This is a genomic window from Thiothrix fructosivorans, from assembly GCF_017349355.1.
GTDB classification, from domain to species: domain Bacteria; phylum Pseudomonadota; class Gammaproteobacteria; order Thiotrichales; family Thiotrichaceae; genus Thiothrix; species Thiothrix fructosivorans.
The window spans coordinates 87,582-106,085 of sequence record NZ_JAFMPM010000008.1 but is presented as its reverse complement, the minus strand read 5'-3'; the positions used below and the strand labels follow the sequence as shown (position 1 = coordinate 106,085).

Here is an 18,504-nt window from a genome sequence, read left to right as displayed (position 1 = left end):
AGCCATCTACCGACAGACGGTAGCGTATTGAATTTCAAGTGGTTAGATACAAAAAAGCCACAAGTATCTAGATACTGTGGCTTTTTTGATACACTGTTCATACTGAGATTCGGCGAACCGAAAAGTAATACGTGATTAACGCTTGGAGAACTGTGTGGCGCGACGTGCTTTGTGCAAACCGACTTTCTTACGTTCAACCTTACGAGCGTCACGCGTTAAGAAGCCTTCAGACTTCAGTTCAGCACGCAGGGTTTCATCGTATTGCAACAGAGCGCGGGCAATACCCAAGCGGATAGCGCCGGATTGACCCGTGATACCACCGCCAGCAACCGTTACATTGATGTCAAATTTCTCTGCCATGTTAACGGTATACAGTGGTTGACGGACAACCATGCTAGCCGTTTGGCGACCGAAAAAGTCACCCAGTGCTTTGCCATTGACCGTGATCGTGCCACTACCTGCACGCATAAACACGCGAGCCGATGAAGATTTGCGACGACCCGTGCCGTAATATTGTGTTTCAGCCATTTCTAATTCCTGCCCGATCAAAAGTCCAGCGCTTGTGGCTGCTGTGCTTGGTGGTTATGTTCTGTGCCAGCGTAAACTTTCATTTTACGGTACATGGCGCGACCCAGTGGATTCTTTGGCAACATGCCTTTTACAGCCAGTTCGATAACACGACCGGGTGCACGTTGCTGCATCTTTTCAAAGGTGAACGCACGCATGTTACCGATGTGACCGGTATGGTGGTAGTAAGTTTTATCTTTGGCTTTGTTACCAGTGATACCCACTTTGTCGGCATTGATAATAACGATATAATCGCCTGTATCAACGTGCGGGGTATATTCCGGCTTGTGCTTGCCACGCAGACGGCGGGCAACTTCGGAGGCCAAACGGCCTAGCGCCTTACCTTCGGCATCGACGACGAACCAGTCGCGTTTTACCTCAGCCGGCTTTGCACTGAATGTTTTCATCTTGCTCAATCCACTTCTTAAATCTGTTTTGCCGATCCGCCCCAAACCTTGATAAGGTGGGGGAACGAAGAAACGCGGCATTTTAGGGGAAGTGACGCTAATTCTCAAGTGTTTGCGCCCTGCCATCGACAAAAAAATGCCTCACACGACGGAGAGGCACTAAATCAAAGAGACAAACACTATGAAAAAGAGGTCATTCACATACCCATCCCCCCAATAAAAAAACGCGGCTCGTGTGAGCCGCGCAATTACCACCAAAGGAGGATGGAGGAGTGTTAAATCGGTAGTAAACAATATGATAATATACTAATATTCTAACCTTTCTTTGTCAACAGGCTGTAACACATTTGTTGCATATTTTTCATATTTTGGGTGCGCTAACGCACCCAAAGAGGGCGCACACATAGGTGCGCCCCTACGGGCTATGGGTAAGGACACACCTATATGTGCACCCTCTTCCCACCTCTCATCCCCCCCAACATCATCCACCCAATACGCCTGTTGCACACTAATCAACCGACACACCGCCAACGGCAGCGACTGGTAACGCTTGCCCAAGCGAAATCCGATCAGCTTTACCAACGTTTGCACCGCTGCCAACGGCAACAACCACCTCTGGCGTTCATATAAATACTGTATCAATGAACGCACGTATGTCCCCGCCTCACGATCCGGCGCCCCCACCGCTTGCATCAATGGCTGTTCCGACGCATGAAACACGCCCACATCAAAATAACGCCGAAACACCTGTAACAAGGTATAACGATGCGAATGTTCCACCGTACTTTCCGCCGAATACACCGTTTTCCAACCCGCCAGCAACAAACGCGCTGCCACATAACTGTCTTCGCTCACAATAATATGCTGTGGAAACCCCCCAATGCTGCGCAACGCACTGGCGCGATACACCGCGTACACATCAGACGCAAATGCCGCCCGATACCCCAGCGTTTTGAAGCTGTCACGATCACGTACCGACGACGTTGCCGGATACGTAAAACCGCGTGCATGGCATTCCAACAAATGCGCCCCCAGACGCGGTAAATGTCGCCCGTAGACCATACCCACATGACTATCCGCATCGCACTGGCGCAGCAGCGTTTCCAAGGAATCGGTTTGCTTCAAAATTGCATCTTGCGTCAGGTACACCAGCAATTCCGCATCGGGGCACAATTCTGCGGCTAATTGCCGTGTGCCGCCGTGGCTAAAATCACGCGGATGAATGCGTTGCACCTCCAATCCCGCCGCCGCTGCCAAGTCGGCAGTATGGTCTTCCGACAAGGAATCAATCACCAAATAGCGCCCCGCTCGCACGGTTTGCTGCTGCATCGCCTTGAGCCATTCCGGCCACAAACGCCCCGCATTGCGGGTCAACACGATCACCGCCACATCAGGGCGCTCTATTCTTGTTGTCATTACGTATACCCCTGTTGTTAAGCAAAGAGCAGCAAAGCGACATTGTTCAAAACGCCCGGCTTAAACAAGCGATGCTGCAAAATATGTTGCCGCCGCCGCCACCCTTGCAAATGCCGCAACCCCGCCAACGCCGCCACCAATTGATATTCTTGTGTATTCAAGCGCTCACCGAAACGGTGTAAAAAAACCTCTGCCTGTTGACTCCACGCCTCGGTACGCGCACTCAAGCCCTCAAGGCGAGCAGGCTTTGCCCCGATCACATTATCCGCGTGTTGGCGATACAGCAGTAACGGGTGAGACAATGGCAATACCACCCCAAACCATGCACACACCAACGCCAACCAACGATCATGTTCCATCGCATATAACGGCAAAGGAAACGCCAACACCGCCGCCGCCCGGTTGAACGCGGTCGCACACCCCGTCACCACATTGTTCAGCAAATACGCCTGCTTGCGCTGCTCCACATCGAAATCGCGGTAATCCCAAAAAGACACCGCCTGTAACGCCCGATTTTCATCCACCACCACCAAATCAGCATGTACCAGCAACGGCGTATCCTCACCGTATTGCGCTTCTAAGCGGCGCAGCGCGGTGTATTGCACTGCCACTTTTTCGGGAAACCACACATCATCCTGATCACAAAACATCAAACACGGCGCAGTGCTCGCTTCCACCAAACGGCTGAAGCTCAATTTACTGCCCAAATGATTGCCATCCAGCACCAAACCTGCCAATTTTTCGGGATGTTCTGCCTGCCATTTCAGCAAAATACGCAAGGTTTGGTCGGTCGAGCCATCATCCCGCACCAGCAATTGCCAATCCTGAAACGTTTGCTGTTCCAACGATGCCAATAGCTCCGGCAGCCAACGCTCCCCGTTCCAGGTTGACAGCAAAATTTGTACGCGTGTGGCTTCCATCGTCAACCCGCTTCAAACCAGCCACGCCACCACTTTGCCGCCGACCAATCTAACAGCAACAAGCGCAAACGCGTGCCATACCACACCAGCATCGCCTTGATCCCGGGGCTAAAACACCGCCCGCGCCCCGAAGAAAAGCGGAATGCCAGCGCGTAACCAAACAGTTTTAGTGGACTCAGAACCATCTCTGGCGCTCCTTTCTTATTTTTTTACCGTATGCAAATACGCCATGCGAAACGCGAAATTCGCCATCCCCGTCGGAATCCGATCAAACAACGCATAACGCCACGCGCTCAACTCCAAGCGCCGCAACAATTGCCGAGGGTGCAGCAAATCGCCCCACCCGACCGACTGATTCGCCAGTGCCAACACATGGTCATGCCCGAAATCTTCGGTATGCACCAATTGGGTCAACTCACGCGTCTCCTCGGACGTGGGATACACCACCGCTCGCTCCAACAAGCCATGTACATACGGCAATAATTGCTGGCTGGAATACCCCGTTAACTGCTGCACCGCATTGAAATGCTCCCAATGGTGCATAATCCCCTGTTGCATTTGCGCCACCAACGGGTTGCACGCCAATTCTGCCTGCCGATCCGGCGCAGAATCCGCTTTCAACACGGGGACAACTCGCCCATTCGCTTCGCGGTAAGCAATCGTGGTTGCCTCAAACGAACGCGCCCCCTGCTCAAAAATTTCCTCAAATTCCGCCGGAATGCGTTCACAGGCATTGCCGCGCCGCGAATCATGCACAATGCCTTCACAGACATTGTTCTCGCCAAAATCCGCGTACAGCTTCGGCACAAACGCAAAGTAATAGCCATGCAATACCGGAAAATCCGCTCGCTGCCCAAACGCTTGCTTGAGGAATTTCTGCACCGTGCCATTCCAGCCAATATCCACCAACGCCACGCGCTGATGCGCAAAAAACCCGACTTGTTCCAAATAGCGCTGCAACAATGCACGGTGTTTTTGCCCTTCACGCCGAATAATCGTTTGTACTCGCTGATCGTTCAGAAAATTATGCAGGCGCACATCGTCCCACTGGTGGATGGGGGCAGCAAAGTCCTCAAAACCGTGCTGTTGCGCCAGCGGTTGCAAGGTTTCTTGTGGTAAGCCGTACACTTTGCACACCGATTCCAGCCCGTGCTGCTTCGGGTTGTAAAACGCCACAATGGTCTGTTCCCAGCTTAAGCCCTCCGCTGTTGCGGCTGCGGTAATGACCCGCCGCGATAAGTAAACATATTCCGATGGAATTTGCCCTGCCGTGGTGCGGTATAAACGCTCAAACAAAAAACCATCCCGCGCCACAAACAGTAACTTTTCAATCGGCTGTTCGGCGGCAGCTTGTTGCTGTAAACGTTCCTGTAAACCTTGCATGAAGACACTGAATGCAGGCCCTAACACTTCACGCCCATAGCGGAAAAAGAAACTACGCGGTTGCAAGTTGTCTTGCTGCTGCATACGGGTGGCGACGCATTCAAAAAAATGTCGCCCTACCCAAATACCACCGCGTTGCGCCATTTGTGCCGATAGCGTTTGGCGTTCGCGCCGCCGTAACTCGGCTTTTTCATACAACCAAATACCTTGGATGCCAACACGGCACGCCATACGCCGATCCGACACCGGATTGTCACCGATATGCACCACGTCTTTGCCTTCTAAGCCATTGACTTGCAACATTTTCTCGAACAGCCGCCCACTGTATTTGCCCAGTTTGAAATCGGCGGAGACATAGACAAAGCTGAAATAGTCCACAATGCCCTTACGCCGTAATAGCTCGCATAACAGCTCACCATCCAGATACATATCCGACATGGCAATGATCGGAAGGTTTTGCTCTTTCACCCACGCCATAAAAATCTGGGCATCGTGTTTGACATATAACGTGGCGGCTTCCAAATCCAATTCCGTTTGGAGGATGAAATGTTTTAACGCGTAGTGGTGTTCTTCTTCCTTTTCCAACGCCGCTACCCAACGCGCCAGCAAACTGCTGTAGCGGCATTCGTGATCAAAACCGGCTTGGATGGCTTCAGCCCGTAAGGCTTGTTCGACGTGTTGGCGGGCTTGCCACACGGTTTCAGCATCTATACCCGTCCGTTGGCTGACGGCACGGCAAACGGCACGTTGCACTTCTTCTGGGTCGCCGACGTAACGCCCTAATACCGTGTCGAAAATATCGAGGGAAATTAAGCGCACACCTTGGAGTCGCGGTTCTAACCACCCTCGAATTTGCTGCCAGTCACGCAAAATCAGCTTGTCAGGCATGACTCACCCCCGCCCACCATTGCTTACAACGGCGCAAGGGCGACAACAGCGTTTCACCCCAACGGAAGGCGCGGCTTGCTAACACCGCTTGATAGTGTTGTTGTAAATCACGGATCAGGACATCGCGTTCCGCTATCCAACGATTTCGATCAGCAATCCACGTATCCCGCTCAGCAATCCACGTATCCCGCTCAGCGATGTGCTGGGCTTGGCGCTGAATCAGCGTATCACGCTCCGCTATCCAAGCATTTCGCTCAAGAATCCAGCCATCACGCTCGGCAAGCCATTGCTGGTACTGTGTCAATTGCTGTTGCAAGTCGCCAATTAGTTGGTCACGTTCTGCTATCCAGCCATCACGGTCGGCAATCAGCGGCAACAATTCTTGCTCACGCGCCACCAAACGCAGATGCACCAGCGTCAGCCATTCCTCACGGGTATAGCGGTACAAGTCTTGGAGCTGAATGTCCAAACCGCGTAAACGTTGCCAATCCAATACCCCGTACAAACGCGGCAACCACTCCAACAGCAAGCGCATGTTTTCTTCAATCGCCGCCAACGGCTTTTCACGGATAGTATTAGTGTCGTGTAAGCGATAGCCCAACAGCTTTTCACCCAGCAAGCATTGCGTATTAAAACCCGCTAACCAAACCCGCAAGGCATATTCATAATCGTGCACATACCGCAGCTCGGCAAACCCGCCCAGTTGCGCATACACGCGCCGATGGAAAAAGAAGTTGGAGGTGGTAATGAGGAAATTACCGCGCAATAAAGTCGCCCAACTGTCGTTGCGGCTCACGTAGTCTTGCTTTAAGGCTTCAAACCACGCAACCCAGTGCGGTTCAGCCGCTTCTTTGGGTTGGGAATCGCCATCCAGTAACGCCACATCGGTGCTAATGAAATCCAAATGGGTCGTATCTGCCAACGTGACTAAGCGTTGCAGCCGTCGTGCATCCCACACGTCATCCGAATTTAAAATGGCGAGATAATCGCCTTGGGCAAGCGCTAAACCTTCATTGATCGTCGCTGGTGCGCCTTGATTTTGAGCATGGCGCACGCAGTGCAGCGGGGCAGCCGGATGCGCGTGCGCAAACGCTTGAATCACTTCCCAAGAGGTATCGTGCGAAGCATCATCAATCACGATCAGTTCCAACGCGCTGCATGTTTGTGCCAGCACCGAATCCAACGCCTGTTGCACCCAGCGAGCGTGGTTATACACTGGCAGGATCACACTGACCTTAACCACAACATACCCCAACTTATTATAATGATTGACGGTTTAGCCGCTCATCACTCTATCATTCAAGCGTGAATCTCGACTGAATACTGCGCCACGCCGTTGCCCCACGCCGCAACATCTGCCAGCTACGCGTCGAATACACGCGTTCGAGTTCCGCATGAGCCATCGCCAATTCGGTGTGCATTCTGCCCCACGTCTGCCACGACGCATCAATCGGCTTAAGCATCGCCGCCGGAAAATGTGCTGCCAATGCCTTTTCTTCCACAATCGGACTGCTGGAAATAATGAATTGGTAAGCCATCGCATCCGGCTCATGGAATTTCGCCAGCGCTTGCGGTGTCGGTTCTAAGCCCGCTTTTTTCAAGTAACGTGCAATCACCTCATCCGGTAAATCGTGCCACGTATAGTCTAACTCGTGCACCGCATAACCCGCCTCAACCAGCAAGGTTTGTACACTTTCCGCCGTGAAAAACTTCAGGTGCGTGCTATCCAAAATGCCCGCTTTTTCGTAGTCAAAATGCCCGTTGAGTAATTCTAGCCGCACCGAGGCATGTGCAATATTGGGGATGGAAATCAGAATTTTCCCTTCATCCAACAACAGCGGTTTAAGGCGGCGCAGCAAATCGTCGGGGCGTTGTAAATGTTCCAGTACATCCACCAAGGTAATCGCATCGAATTTCTCGCCTTCCAGCGCATCGAGGCTATGCGGATCATCCAAATCTTCGGTGAACACGTAATCGCAATAGCGTTGCGCCTGCCACACGATGTCGGGGTTATGATCAATACCGATAATATGCCCTTCGCAACGCTCGCGGATTAAGCGCGACATGCTGCCGTCGCCACAACCGAGTTCGAGGACTTGCGCATAACGCGGAATGCGCCGCACGATCTGGCTGTGAGAGTGGTTGTCATCCAATGCTAAGTGGCTTGTTCCCTGATTCATTCTTATTTGCTCCGTAATAAGGGCAATGCTGGCCACAACCACCAGTGACCGGGGCTTTCCCGGATACGCTGTTCCAGTTGCTGGGCGAGCAACCCCATCAGTGTTGCTTCGTTATAATCATTGGGATCAAGTAACGCGGAAAATTCTGCCACGACTCGACCCTCCCCCCAATCACGCATAAAGAACGGCGCGATCACTGCCTTGGTTTTTTTTGCAATTCGATAAATACCGGCAGGCAGGTCAATAGTACCGCTTATAAAATTAACTGTCACTCTTCCTTTATGCGCTTCTATGTATGGCACATCAAATATTAATGCAATTAAATGATCGTTTAACGCACGGTAGAGCGGGCGCAATTCATCCCCTTCCACCAAAAACGCCCCGCCCAACGCCTGTTGTAAACGTTGTAGCTTGAATAAGCGGTAACGGTATTCCGCCGGATGTAGCCCATGCTGATTGGTCGTGCCGCCGTCACGGGTAATCGTCCCTGTGGTAAACCCTTGCGCCCGCATCGCTGCGCCCGCCATCCAGAAACGTCCGAAATGCCCCCCCGTCAGCAAGACCCGCTTACCCTGCCGCCGTGCTTGCGCAACTGCCTCGAACCCCTGCAAGTCCACCAGATTTTGAATGGGCTGGTGTTGCAAATACCACGTATCCAACGCCTCCTGCTCCACCATGCGATAATAATCGTTCAACCAACCCGCAAGCTGTACCTCGGTCGCCGCAGGAAAAGCCCCCTGCATTTGCGTGCGAATCACCGCCTCTTCCTCCGCGCGTTTGCGGCGGAACAAGCCCGCGTGTTGCCCCGCTAACGCATAACCCAAGCGTGGGGGTAGTTGCGCATACGCCGGAAACAACAGGTTATAACGCAAGGAAAAATCGTCAGCACGCCAGCGCATCCGCCACCTCCACCACGCTTGCCCAACGGTGCGGCAACATCACCATGCCCACGCCCTGCTGCTGCCCCGCTTGCTGCACCCGAAACGGACAGCAACGCTCACGCGAGTCGTAAACATGCACGCCGCTACCGTCGATCAACCACACTTCCACGCAATATTCCCCCGACAGCAACGACAGATGCTCAATCACGAATTCCGCCGCCACCATTCCCGCCGCCACCGGCTGCATTTGCACACCATCATGCAGGGTGCTGATGCCGTAACATTGCACATCATCATTACGGCGAATCACCAGCCCCACATGCACATCGGCTAACGGGTGATTGCCTTGACTGGCTTCAATGCGTAAACGAAACGGGTCGTGAGTTTGAAAAATATCACGGTTCAACGTAACCGCCAGCAGTAGGGGCGCACCCCCGTGTGCGCCCTCCCCATCCTGATCGTGACCCTGAAGAGGGCAGACACGGGGGTCTGCCCCTACGGCATTTCTGGCGCGGGTGGCATCTTGATAGGCATCAACAACCGTTTGCGCAGCGCCGAACATCCGCACCCTGCCCTGTTCCAGCCACACGGCTTGACGGCACATTTCACGTACTTGGTAAAGATTGTGGGAACAAAACACCAGCGTTGCGCCCTTGCTTAAAATCGCTCGCATCCGATCCAAGGATTTTTTCTGGAAATACTGATCGCCGACGGATAAGGCTTCATCCACGATCAACACCTGCGGCTCAATCACCGCTGCCACCGCAAACACCAACCGCACTACCATGCCGCTCGAATACGTTTTCACTGGCTGTTGCGCAAACTCACCCAATTCCGCAAACGCCAGCACCTCCGGCAACTGCCGCTCGATGTCAGCATGGGCAAGCCCGCGCAACGCCAAGCCCAGCCGCGCATTCTCCACACCGCTGAATTCTGGCTGCAACCCCGTCCCCAATTCCAACAATGCCGAACGCCTGCCGTGAATCTCGCAAGTCCCACTGGTTGGCGGCAAATTACCCGCCAGCATTTTCAGGAAAGTGCTTTTCCCCGCCCCATTATCGCCAACCACACCCAGCGAATCCCCCGCCTGCAAGCGCAAATTCAAACCTTGCAAGGCATGAAATAATGCATGACGCGGACGACGCAACACCCATTCCAGCAAGGCATCACGCGGATGAGCATACCGCCGATACGCCACACCTGCGTCTACCAACCGAATCACCCCAGCCGCATTCACAACACATACCTCGCCCGCAACAACAGCCGCTGAAACAACCACAATGCCGCCCCCAACAACCCGCTAGCCAGCCCTAACAGCCCCGCAAACGCCTGCCACAAAAATTGCCCCTCCAGCAACGCCGCCCGATAACCAGCCACCAAATACGCCAACGGATTCCACGCAAACCACGCCTGAAACACCTCCGGCACAACCTGCAACGGGTATACAATCGGTGAAATCAGCAATAATACCGTCAGCAACGGTGGCATCATCTGGCGCAAATCCCGCAAAAACACCCCCAACACCGCCAATCCATACGCAAATGCCAAGGAAAACACCACACGCAACAACAGAAACGGCAGATAAAACAACAATCCCAACGGCTGCCACTGCCCCTGTAATAGCAACCACAGCAACAACAAGCCCACCGACAGCCCTTCCAACACCAGCGAAGAGCCGACCGGCAAGAGTGGCAACAACGCTGGTTGCAACGGCGAATTCAGCAATAACTCACGCCGCTCGGTGAGAATCGACGGCGCACGCGTCAGCACTTCCCCCAACGCATTAAACACCGTCAAACCCGTGAATAACCACGCGGTAAACTGCGCAGAATCGGTTGCCGCCCCTACCCGCAATTGCAGGATTTCCCCAAATACCAGCGCATACACCAGCAGCATAAACAGCGGTTGCGCCAACAGCCAAAACACGCCCAGCGCTGTTCCCGCATAACGCTCGCGCAAGTCATGCCGCAATAATTGCCCCAGTAAGGTTAACGTTGCAGCATTCACTTCACAGGATTCTGCGTAAGAAACTCGGCTTTTAATGCCTCGATGAGCGTTTTTTCACGGTCTTCGCGGTATTCTTGTTGCAGTTCAGCAATAATTTCAGGTTTCACTTCGGCGAAGGTACGTGTTTCAGGGGCTTTTTTGTCGATAAATGCCAGCAGATAAGCCGTTTTCTGGTGAATAAACACCTCGCTGAGTGGCTTATCCACAGACAATTGGGCGGCAGTCTCGAAAAACACATCCGGTTTTTGCCCTTGTTGAAACCACTGCGAATCGCCTTCGGTGAGTTTTAAATCGGCGGCGGTGCTGTTTGCCAATACTGCCGCTTTAAACTCGGTTTTACCTGCCGCAATGTCTGCACGGAGACTGGCGAGTTTGGCGCGAATCTCGGTTTCTTTACCGTCGGGAATGGTTAATTCCAAGGCACGCACGCGCAAACGTAACGGCAATTGGTATTGCTGCGCCATGCGGGCTTGATACAGCTCTTCGGCACGCGCAGAAAAATCAGGCATACCCTCATCGCGGGCAGCATCCAGCGCCAGCCGCGCCAGTTGTTCGTTACGGAATTCGGTGACGCGTTTTTCCAACTCAGGGCTTTTATCCAAGCCTTTGTCTAGCCCCTGTTTCACTAAAGCATCACGGATGAAAGCGGTTTCGGCGGGCGCAGCCACAGCCGGAAACGCACACGCGCACAGCAGCGCGAAAGTTAAGTTACGCAGCATAACGATGATTACCAAATAGCAAGCCTACAACCAATAAAAGGCGGCAAAGGAAACCCTTGCCACCTGTTTCTCTCCCGGAGAAAGTCCCAACCAAGTCACGTCACCAAGGAGATTGTCGAGAAGTCAACTTAATCGCGCTGAACTTTGTATGGCAGCGCATCGCCGAAGCGAGCATTCGGGTTAGCACTGACGTTGCCTTCCAAGAAAGCCGCGCCAGTCGCAGGAACACCTTTGTACACATTGCTATCAGCCGTGTAAGTACTCGGTTTCGCACTGTAACCTTGTGCAGACTGGAAGCCGCTAGACAAGCTGTAACCAGGGAAGGACAACCGCGCCCAACCGCTCACAAATGCACCCACGCTCACGCTTTGCTTGGAGTCGCTCGACAACAACGTGCGGCTAGCATCATAGGATGGGTCACTGGACTTGAAGCTGATCACGTTCACTTCGCGGTTCAGCAAGCTGGAATCATCCACTTTCACATTACCCATACCGATCGGCGGGGAGAAACCGAATGATGTACCACTGGATGCAACCCAACCGGCCCGCCCTTCTTCACGGTCAAAGATGCCGTTTTCAAAGGTAGCTACTACGTCGGTCGTTGCGGCATTAATGCCGTGTTTCTTCATCGGGAAGGTGACGACCCAATCCGTATGACCGTCATAGCCATCGGTAGGGTCGAGGAAGTATTCGTTCATCAAATGCGGTGCTAACAAAACGTGGGCAATCGGGTAAGGGTTCGTGCCGCATTGTGGGGTCAGCTCATCCTTGTCTTCCAAGCACGCATCTTTTTGCGCTGTCCATTGGGTAACGACCATTTCGTTTTCACCCGTGCTGGTCTTGGTCATAACGCTACTGCTGGCCACATTACCGGAAGCCAGTGATGGCAACAGGAAGTTATCCGGGTCATGCGACAGGTAATGTTGGGCTTGCGTCGTGTAGTTGTCGATAGCCACTGGGTCGAGTGCGTAAGCCGAACCTTTGCCAACGTTCACAATCGCCGATGAACCAAACAAGCCGCCCGTCGGTGCGCTCACACCTGCCGCCGCCGTGCCCGCACCTTGTGAGAACGTGCCTTTGCCGCCGCTAGTACTCGGTGTCCACGCTGCTTCAATCGTTTTACAGTCAGTTGGAGCACCATTTTTATGCAAAACACCGGCTTTTACAGCGGTGTCTTCGACGACACCCATTTCGATGACTTCAATATAGCCCTCGCGTGTATCCGCAGCGGTTACACCTTTGTACAGGTTATGCCCTGTAAACGGCACTTCTGCTTGGCATTTGCCATCCGCACAAGAAGCCAAGGCTGGCAAGGTACAGGTGCGGTCAGATGTACTCAGTGTACCGACCATATTGCCTTTGCCGTCATCACCGGCTTTAACGCTACCTGTCCAGATGTCTTCAGGCGACATGTAAATGTTGAAGTCCAGCACGTCATTACTGCTTTTGCCTTCGCGGAAACGGATTTTGACCGCCTTGGTTTGATCCGTAGAGTTCACCAAATTGACGTTAGTGACATAACCGTCATTCGCATTGTAATAAGGGAACAGCAGCACTTGACCCGTGCCATCTTGGTTGACATGCACCGCTTGCGCACTCGTCATGACCCCCGCTAAGCCGAGAATGCCGGTAACGACACTGATGGCGACTTTATTTTTCTTGAACACTTGCGTGCCTCCTGGTTCTATCTTTTATATTGTTGACGGAGTATTGAAAGATTTACTGTTTTAAATCTATTTGTTCCCAGACCCAAAAGTGACTGGGGATGACCAGACCATTATACGTAATACATAAATTATTTTGATCACCACATTTACTGTTTTACGTACCGCCAGTCCGAAAACCAGCCATCCTTGACCCATGTTTCGTGCACAACATCGCTGGTTTCTACCGGCGTGCTCAGTCCGCGCATTTTCATCGAAACCGTAACATCCACATCGACCTGACAGCGCTTGCCGGAGGCGTCGCACTGAACCTGTTTCACCTGCGCTTTGTTCCACAACCCTGTGCCTGACGCTTTACGGCGAAAGGCTTCGGGGGTTGTGGTGGCTTTAAACGCATCGGTGTAATACACGTATGCCCTTTCGACATCACCGCTGATCAGCGCATCCCAACGTTGTTGGGCGTGGTCTTTCAGCACGGTTTCGGCTGGGCTGCACGCTGCCAGCAGCGCACCTGCCAGCAGCACACTCACGGTATTTCTATTCAACATATTGCCCCTTCAATTGTGGGAGGAATTTATCCCCATCCATCAGACTTTTCATGCGCTCGCGCATTTCCTCGCCGGTTTTCACCAAATCGCGCTGGCTGGTAATCGCCGTCGGCGTAATCATGACCAACAATTCGGTGCGCTTGCCGCCTTTGCTCGTGCCGCTGAATGCGCCGCCAATCACAGGTAACTTGCTCAAACCGGGTACGCCATTGCGCCCTTCCGTATTGTTATCGCGAATCAAACCGCCCAACACCACCGTTTCACCGCTTTTCACCGCGACGTTGCTCTTGATGTTACGTTGCAAGAAGCTGCGATTGCCGGTGGCAGAATCCACTTCGCCCACGTCGGTAATGTCTTGCTGGATGTCCATTTTTACCAGCCCGTTGGCATTAACGTGCGGCGTTACCTGCAAAGAAACCCCGGTATCTTTGTACTGCACCGTCGTCGCCGTGGTCAGCCCTGAAGCACTACCACTGGCGGTAGACAAGCTCCCCGTAAAGACAGGTTGCTGATCACCCACTTTGATGGATGCCGTTTGATTATCCAACACCAACACCGACGGTGAAGACAACACGCGTACTTTGGATTCCCGCGCCAAGGCATTGACCGCACCCATCACCCGTTCCGCTCCCAAGGTCGCCGAGAACGAGAAACCGCCCGGTGTCGTATAGCCATTGGCATTAGCCCCTAAACCGCCCACACCATTCGCCCCGAACGCATTGCCATTGTTCTTGAAGTACCATTGCAAGCCGTATTCCAGCCCGTCAGTCAAGGTCACTTCCATGATCGAGGCTTCCACCTGCACCTGCATCGGCATCACATCCAAACGTTTCAGCGATTCCTGAATCTGCTTGTAAGTATCTTCAGCACACATAATCATCAAAGAATTGTTGGTCTTATCGGAGACAATGCGTACTTCCGCATCGGGGTTAATGCTCAACCCTTCGCCGCCCGTATCACCTGTACCACCCAACATGGTTTTAGCCGGTTCAGCCGCTGCTGCCACGGGCTGACCATCCGCCCCCACGCTGGCAGGCTCTAAACCCGGCGCAAGGCTTGAGGCATTACTACCCGGTAAGCCACTCTTTTTACTGCTGCTTTTCTTGCCGCCAAAAATCTGGTTGAGCATATCGGCCAAGTGTTCAGAATCGCCGTTTTGCACTTGGTAAACAAACAGTTGCTGCCCAGCCGTCGGACTTACCTGGTCGAAACGGTCTACCCAGTCCTTCATATCCTTGAGGTAATCGGCATTGGCGGAAATGATCATGATGCTATTCATGTGCTCAATCGGCATGATTTTGATCATGCCTGCCATTGGGCTATTGCCGCTTTCGCCGAACAATGCATCGAGGTTTTTCGCCACCACGCCCGCTTCCACGTTTTTAACACGGTACAAACCAACCGACATGCCTTTCAATACATCCACGTCAAACGTCTTGATCGTCGCCATTAAGTTCGCCAGCTCGGAGCTTGTGCCTGCCAATACCAACATATTGCGGTTCGGATCAACCCGCACAAACGCATCCGGGCTAGCTAGCGGTTCGAGGATTTTCTGCATTTCGGCAACCGGTATGTAACGTAATGTTACTACCTGCATACTGTAACCCGGCTTAATTGAACCTGTAGACGGCATAAAGCCGCGCCCTTTCAGATTTGCGCGTGCCGCCACGCGATAATTCCCAGTATCGTCTTTGTAGAGCACCGCCCCTTGGGTTTGCAGCAAGGATTCCAAGGTCGGAATCAGTGCATCGCGTTCAATCGGGTCGGTGGAATTGATGGTGACTTCGCCCTCTACCCCCGGTTCGACGGTGTAGGTTTCTTTGAGGATGTCGCCCAACACGACCTTAACCACTTCGCGGATGCTGGCACGCTCGAAGTTCAGGGCAATGCCTGCGCCTTTGCTGGCTTTATTCGCCACGTCAGGACGTTTCACATCGGAACGGTAATAATCGTGGTTGCCGAGGATTAGCTCCACATCGCCTTGCTTACTGGATTTGTTCGCACTGTTTGAACCCGATGGCATCGCATCCCAAGCCGGTGTATTGCGGTTTTCTTCACGATAACCGACAGTCTGCACACTGCCGGTATCCGCAGGGCGCAAGACCGGACGCGATAAACCCACCGCGCTGGGCGCTAATTCGCGCACCGCGTCGCTGCGTTGAAAACCACTGTTGTTTTTGATGTTACTGCGATAACCTGGACTGCCTTTTATTGATGTGCAAGCGGACATAAGTACCGCCACACTGACCAGCCCTACAATGCTGCCCTTGTATTTCACAAGCTAACCCCATTTGTTTTTATTTTTATTGTATGACCCAAGCTGACACACGCCACCGAGTTCTGTTTTAACTATACTAATGGTTTATCATTTTAATAAAAAGTACAGCTTATCGGATAAAGACTGCCTATCTTCCCGTATTGGGTGGCGCTTGTTCCTGCCCTTCTCCGGTTAAGCCACCCCAACGTGAAGCCATTAAACGCTGACGTGCTTCCAGCGCATCATTAACAGACAAGGCGGGCGGCTGCTTCTCGGTATCGGCGGGAAACGGCAAACCAGCGCCAGCGGGGACACTGCCAGCGGCTTGTGCCATAGCTACCGGTGGTGCAGCCATTGGCTGGGCGACAGGAGGAGCAGCACGCATTGCCGCTTGTTGTTGTGCTGCCTGCTGTTGCACAACACGGGCTTGCGCCACTTGTGGGCTTTCTTGTGGAGCGGTGAAATCAGCCACTAGCGGAATCACTTGTTCCTGATCCCCTATCCCTAGCAGCAAACGGTCAGGGTCAATTCCCGTCACATCCCACGCGCCCCATTTATCGCCTTTGCGCAAATGCACACTGCCACCCGCAGCGTTTTCCATGATGGCAAACAGGCTTGCGCCCATATCGATAATGCCAATCAAACGCCCTTCCGGTAAGGTTGTATCCACGGGTACGACTGGCGCAACAGGGGCGGCAGCAATGGGTTCCGGTTCGATAGCTTTACGCCCTTCCCAAAACAGCGGTGTGCTGACTATTTGTGGATAATTGTTTAAGTCGGGAGCATCCAAGGCACTGGCATCAGGAATTTTCACACTAATATTGTCTGACGGATGCTTTTGTTGTTCTTCCAAGAGTTGTAAGTTGAAAAAACTCCAACCGGTCAACGCGCACAAGACCAAACCACTTAGCCACAAGAATGCTTGTATCGGCGGGTTAATCCACTGTTTCATGTTGCACCTCCCCACCACGCCAGTACGTTGAAATCTGTACTTCAGCTTTGACCACTTGATCTTTGCCTTCTTCACCATCCAAAGGCTTCACGTCTAAACTTTCCACAAACATTAACGGACGCGCTCGATACGCCTGATGCAAGACTTCACGCAATAACGCAGGGCTGCTTTGGAACACAGCCTTCACCATAACACGTTGGTAAACTGACTTTTCTTGCCCTTCCTCTGCCGTTTGTTGCTCATCCAGTACTTCTGAGCTAACCAATACGCCATTGTCGCGAGTAATCACGGTGGAGAGGTTTTTTTGCAATTCCTTAGCGACTTGTGCCGAGGTCATGCCTGCGGGGTAAAACAGCTTATCCAGCCCGTTTTGTTGCACGCGCTCGTATTCCGCCATGAATTCCGGCGTGGCATTGGCAATTTGCCGGAAACGTGAGAGTTGTTGGTAGCCCGTTTCAACCTTTTCAGTCAATTCCAAGGATTTTTGCACCGTGGGGATAATGATCAGAAACACCCCCAGCACCAAAGCTAACACCAGCAACCCCCACGCCAGCAAGGTGTGATGTTGCCGTAACGACGCATTATTCAGCATTAGACACCTCCAATGAGGCTTCAATATGGAAACGGTCACGCCCATTGTCTTTATTGCGGGTGACGGGGGATTTGAAACGCACATCGGCAAATTCGGGCGCTTCTTCCAAACTGTCAATCAACGTCAGGGCTTTCGCTGATTCGCCGCGAATTTCCAGCTTGCCGCCTTGAATGCCCAAGCGCTCCAACCACGTATGATCGGGAATTAGAGCGGATAATTTTTCCACCACATCCAACGCCATTGGCATCGTGTTGCGTTTGTCTTCGATGAATTTCAGCGCGTCTTCTGCTTCAACCAACTTTTCGCGAATCGACAATTGTTCTGCTGACGACTTGCGCACTTCTGCCAAGGCGGTGTCGATTTGATCGACGCGACGGTATTTGTAACCCAAGGGAATCGCTAACGATAACGCCAATGCGCCAAGAAAAAAGTACAGCGGTACACGCGACCATTGTTGCGTTGTCGCCCCCGATTGCTTTGCCAATAAATTAATATCGGGATGCGCCCCTGCAACGGAAACGATTTGAATCAGCCCAATGCCCAACTCGCTTAACTGACGGCTTAAACGCTCCACCACCAATTTCGGCACGACAACAATATCCGCGAGAATTTCTTTGCGCCCTTTATCGTGTTGCGCCACGCGGGCATCAAACAAGGCATTGTCTGCCGTAAACGGCGTTAAGCGATCCAACTGATAACTCAATACCTGTTGGAGATTGTCTTTCACGGCTTCGGGAAAGTAATGCTGTAACGCCAACACTTGCGCCTTCCCTAAGCACAATTCGACTTGGTACGGCTTGCGTTGCGCGTGTTTGGGCAGCAAATTGCTCAGGGACGTATCGGTGTCTTGCAAGTTGATTCTGCCACAGGTTTGCTTCTTGCCGTCTTGCAACCACGCGGCTTCTAAGGTGCGTTCATCCTGCACTTGCAACAGCAAACGCGGCAATTCGGTACGGAATAATTTACGTGCAGGGTTCGGCAGACCGTTGTATAAGCCTTCTCCCCACCAACGCATGAATGTTTGAAATTTTGCAGTAAATGACATGGCTTTATTATTATTTTTTGTTGAAAACCCCAATTGCCATGCTAGCCCAGCACCGGATTAGTGTCGAACTTTAACCGA

General features: G+C 52.7%; 18 protein-coding genes. All 18 read right to left on the bottom strand.

The genetic code is table 11. The features are described 5' to 3' along the window. Nucleotides 1-135 precede the first annotated feature (135 nt). The 18 genes from rpsI to J1836_RS14740 all read right to left on the bottom strand — a co-directional run bounded on the left by rpsI (nt 136) and on the right by J1836_RS14740 (nt 18,396). Nucleotides 136-528 (bottom strand): 30S ribosomal protein S9, encoded by a 393-nt coding sequence (gene rpsI, locus J1836_RS14825; RefSeq protein WP_207251925.1) that lies wholly within the window; start codon nt 526-528, stop codon nt 136-138. 17 nt (nt 529-545) lie between these two features. Further along, on the bottom strand, nt 546-974 hold the full coding sequence (rplM, locus tag J1836_RS14820; RefSeq protein WP_207251924.1) for a 50S ribosomal protein L13: 429 nt from the start codon (nt 972-974) through the stop codon (nt 546-548). Nucleotides 975-1,280: 306 nt separating this feature from the next. Beyond that, the gene (locus tag J1836_RS14815) at nt 1,281-2,390 is read right to left on the bottom strand and encodes a glycosyltransferase family 2 protein (RefSeq protein WP_207251923.1); all 1,110 of its coding nucleotides are present in this window, start codon (nt 2,388-2,390) and stop codon (nt 1,281-1,283) included. A 17-nt stretch (nt 2,391-2,407) separates the two neighbouring features. Beyond that, on the bottom strand, nt 2,408-3,310 hold the full coding sequence (locus tag J1836_RS14810; protein ID WP_207251922.1) for a glycosyltransferase family 2 protein: 903 nt from the start codon (nt 3,308-3,310) through the stop codon (nt 2,408-2,410). 2 nt (nt 3,311-3,312) lie between these two features. Next, nucleotides 3,313-3,495: a hypothetical protein gene (locus J1836_RS14805; protein ID WP_207251921.1), complete on the bottom strand. Its 183-nt coding sequence runs from the start codon at nt 3,493-3,495 to the stop codon at nt 3,313-3,315. Nucleotides 3,496-3,511: 16 nt separating this feature from the next. Continuing rightward, a complete protein-coding gene (locus tag J1836_RS14800) occupies nt 3,512-5,581 on the bottom strand; it encodes an HAD family hydrolase (protein WP_207251920.1) in 2,070 nt (689 codons plus the stop codon). Next, on the bottom strand, nt 5,574-6,824 hold the full coding sequence (locus tag J1836_RS14795; RefSeq protein WP_207251919.1) for a glycosyltransferase: 1,251 nt from the start codon (nt 6,822-6,824) through the stop codon (nt 5,574-5,576). The genes J1836_RS14800 and J1836_RS14795 overlap by 8 nt, the downstream gene beginning before the upstream one ends. Nucleotides 6,825-6,876: 52 nt before the next feature. Further along, nucleotides 6,877-7,761 carry a class I SAM-dependent methyltransferase gene (locus J1836_RS14790; RefSeq protein ID WP_207251918.1) on the bottom strand — a complete coding sequence of 295 codons (885 nt, stop codon included), beginning with the start codon at nt 7,759-7,761 and terminating at the stop codon, nt 6,877-6,879. 2 nt (nt 7,762-7,763) lie between these two features. After that, nucleotides 7,764-8,660, bottom strand: coding sequence for a lysophospholipid acyltransferase family protein (locus tag J1836_RS14785; RefSeq protein ID WP_207251917.1), 897 nt, complete (start codon nt 8,658-8,660; stop codon nt 7,764-7,766). Then, nucleotides 8,644-9,879, bottom strand: coding sequence for an ABC transporter ATP-binding protein (locus J1836_RS14780; RefSeq protein ID WP_207251916.1), 1,236 nt, complete (start codon nt 9,877-9,879; stop codon nt 8,644-8,646). Before J1836_RS14780 ends, J1836_RS14785 begins: the two co-directional genes overlap by 17 nt. Then, nucleotides 9,876-10,649, bottom strand: a complete 774-nt coding sequence (locus tag J1836_RS14775; protein WP_207251915.1) for an ABC transporter permease — start codon at nt 10,647-10,649, stop codon at nt 9,876-9,878. Before J1836_RS14775 ends, J1836_RS14780 begins: the two co-directional genes overlap by 4 nt. Continuing rightward, nucleotides 10,646-11,368 (bottom strand): peptidylprolyl isomerase, encoded by a 723-nt coding sequence (locus tag J1836_RS14770; RefSeq protein WP_207251914.1) that lies wholly within the window; start codon nt 11,366-11,368, stop codon nt 10,646-10,648. Before J1836_RS14770 ends, J1836_RS14775 begins: the two co-directional genes overlap by 4 nt. A gap of 128 nt (nt 11,369-11,496) precedes the next feature. Further along, nucleotides 11,497-13,035, bottom strand: coding sequence for a hypothetical protein (locus J1836_RS14765; protein ID WP_207251913.1), 1,539 nt, complete (start codon nt 13,033-13,035; stop codon nt 11,497-11,499). A gap of 146 nt (nt 13,036-13,181) precedes the next feature. Then, the gene (locus J1836_RS14760; RefSeq protein ID WP_207251912.1) at nt 13,182-13,580 is read right to left on the bottom strand and encodes a hypothetical protein; all 399 of its coding nucleotides are present in this window, start codon (nt 13,578-13,580) and stop codon (nt 13,182-13,184) included. Next, on the bottom strand, nt 13,570-15,858 hold the full coding sequence (gspD, locus tag J1836_RS14755) for a type II secretion system secretin GspD (protein ID WP_207251911.1): 2,289 nt from the start codon (nt 15,856-15,858) through the stop codon (nt 13,570-13,572). Before gspD ends, J1836_RS14760 begins: the two co-directional genes overlap by 11 nt. A gap of 127 nt (nt 15,859-15,985) precedes the next feature. Further along, a complete protein-coding gene (locus J1836_RS14750) occupies nt 15,986-16,789 on the bottom strand; it encodes a hypothetical protein (RefSeq protein ID WP_207251910.1) in 804 nt (267 codons plus the stop codon). Next, a complete protein-coding gene (gene gspM, locus J1836_RS14745) occupies nt 16,773-17,381 on the bottom strand; it encodes a type II secretion system protein GspM (RefSeq protein WP_207251909.1) in 609 nt (202 codons plus the stop codon). Before gspM ends, J1836_RS14750 begins: the two co-directional genes overlap by 17 nt. After that, nucleotides 17,371-18,396, bottom strand: coding sequence for a PilN domain-containing protein (locus J1836_RS14740; protein ID WP_207251908.1), 1,026 nt, complete (start codon nt 18,394-18,396; stop codon nt 17,371-17,373). Before J1836_RS14740 ends, gspM begins: the two co-directional genes overlap by 11 nt. Between the last annotated feature and the right edge of the window lie 108 nt (nt 18,397-18,504).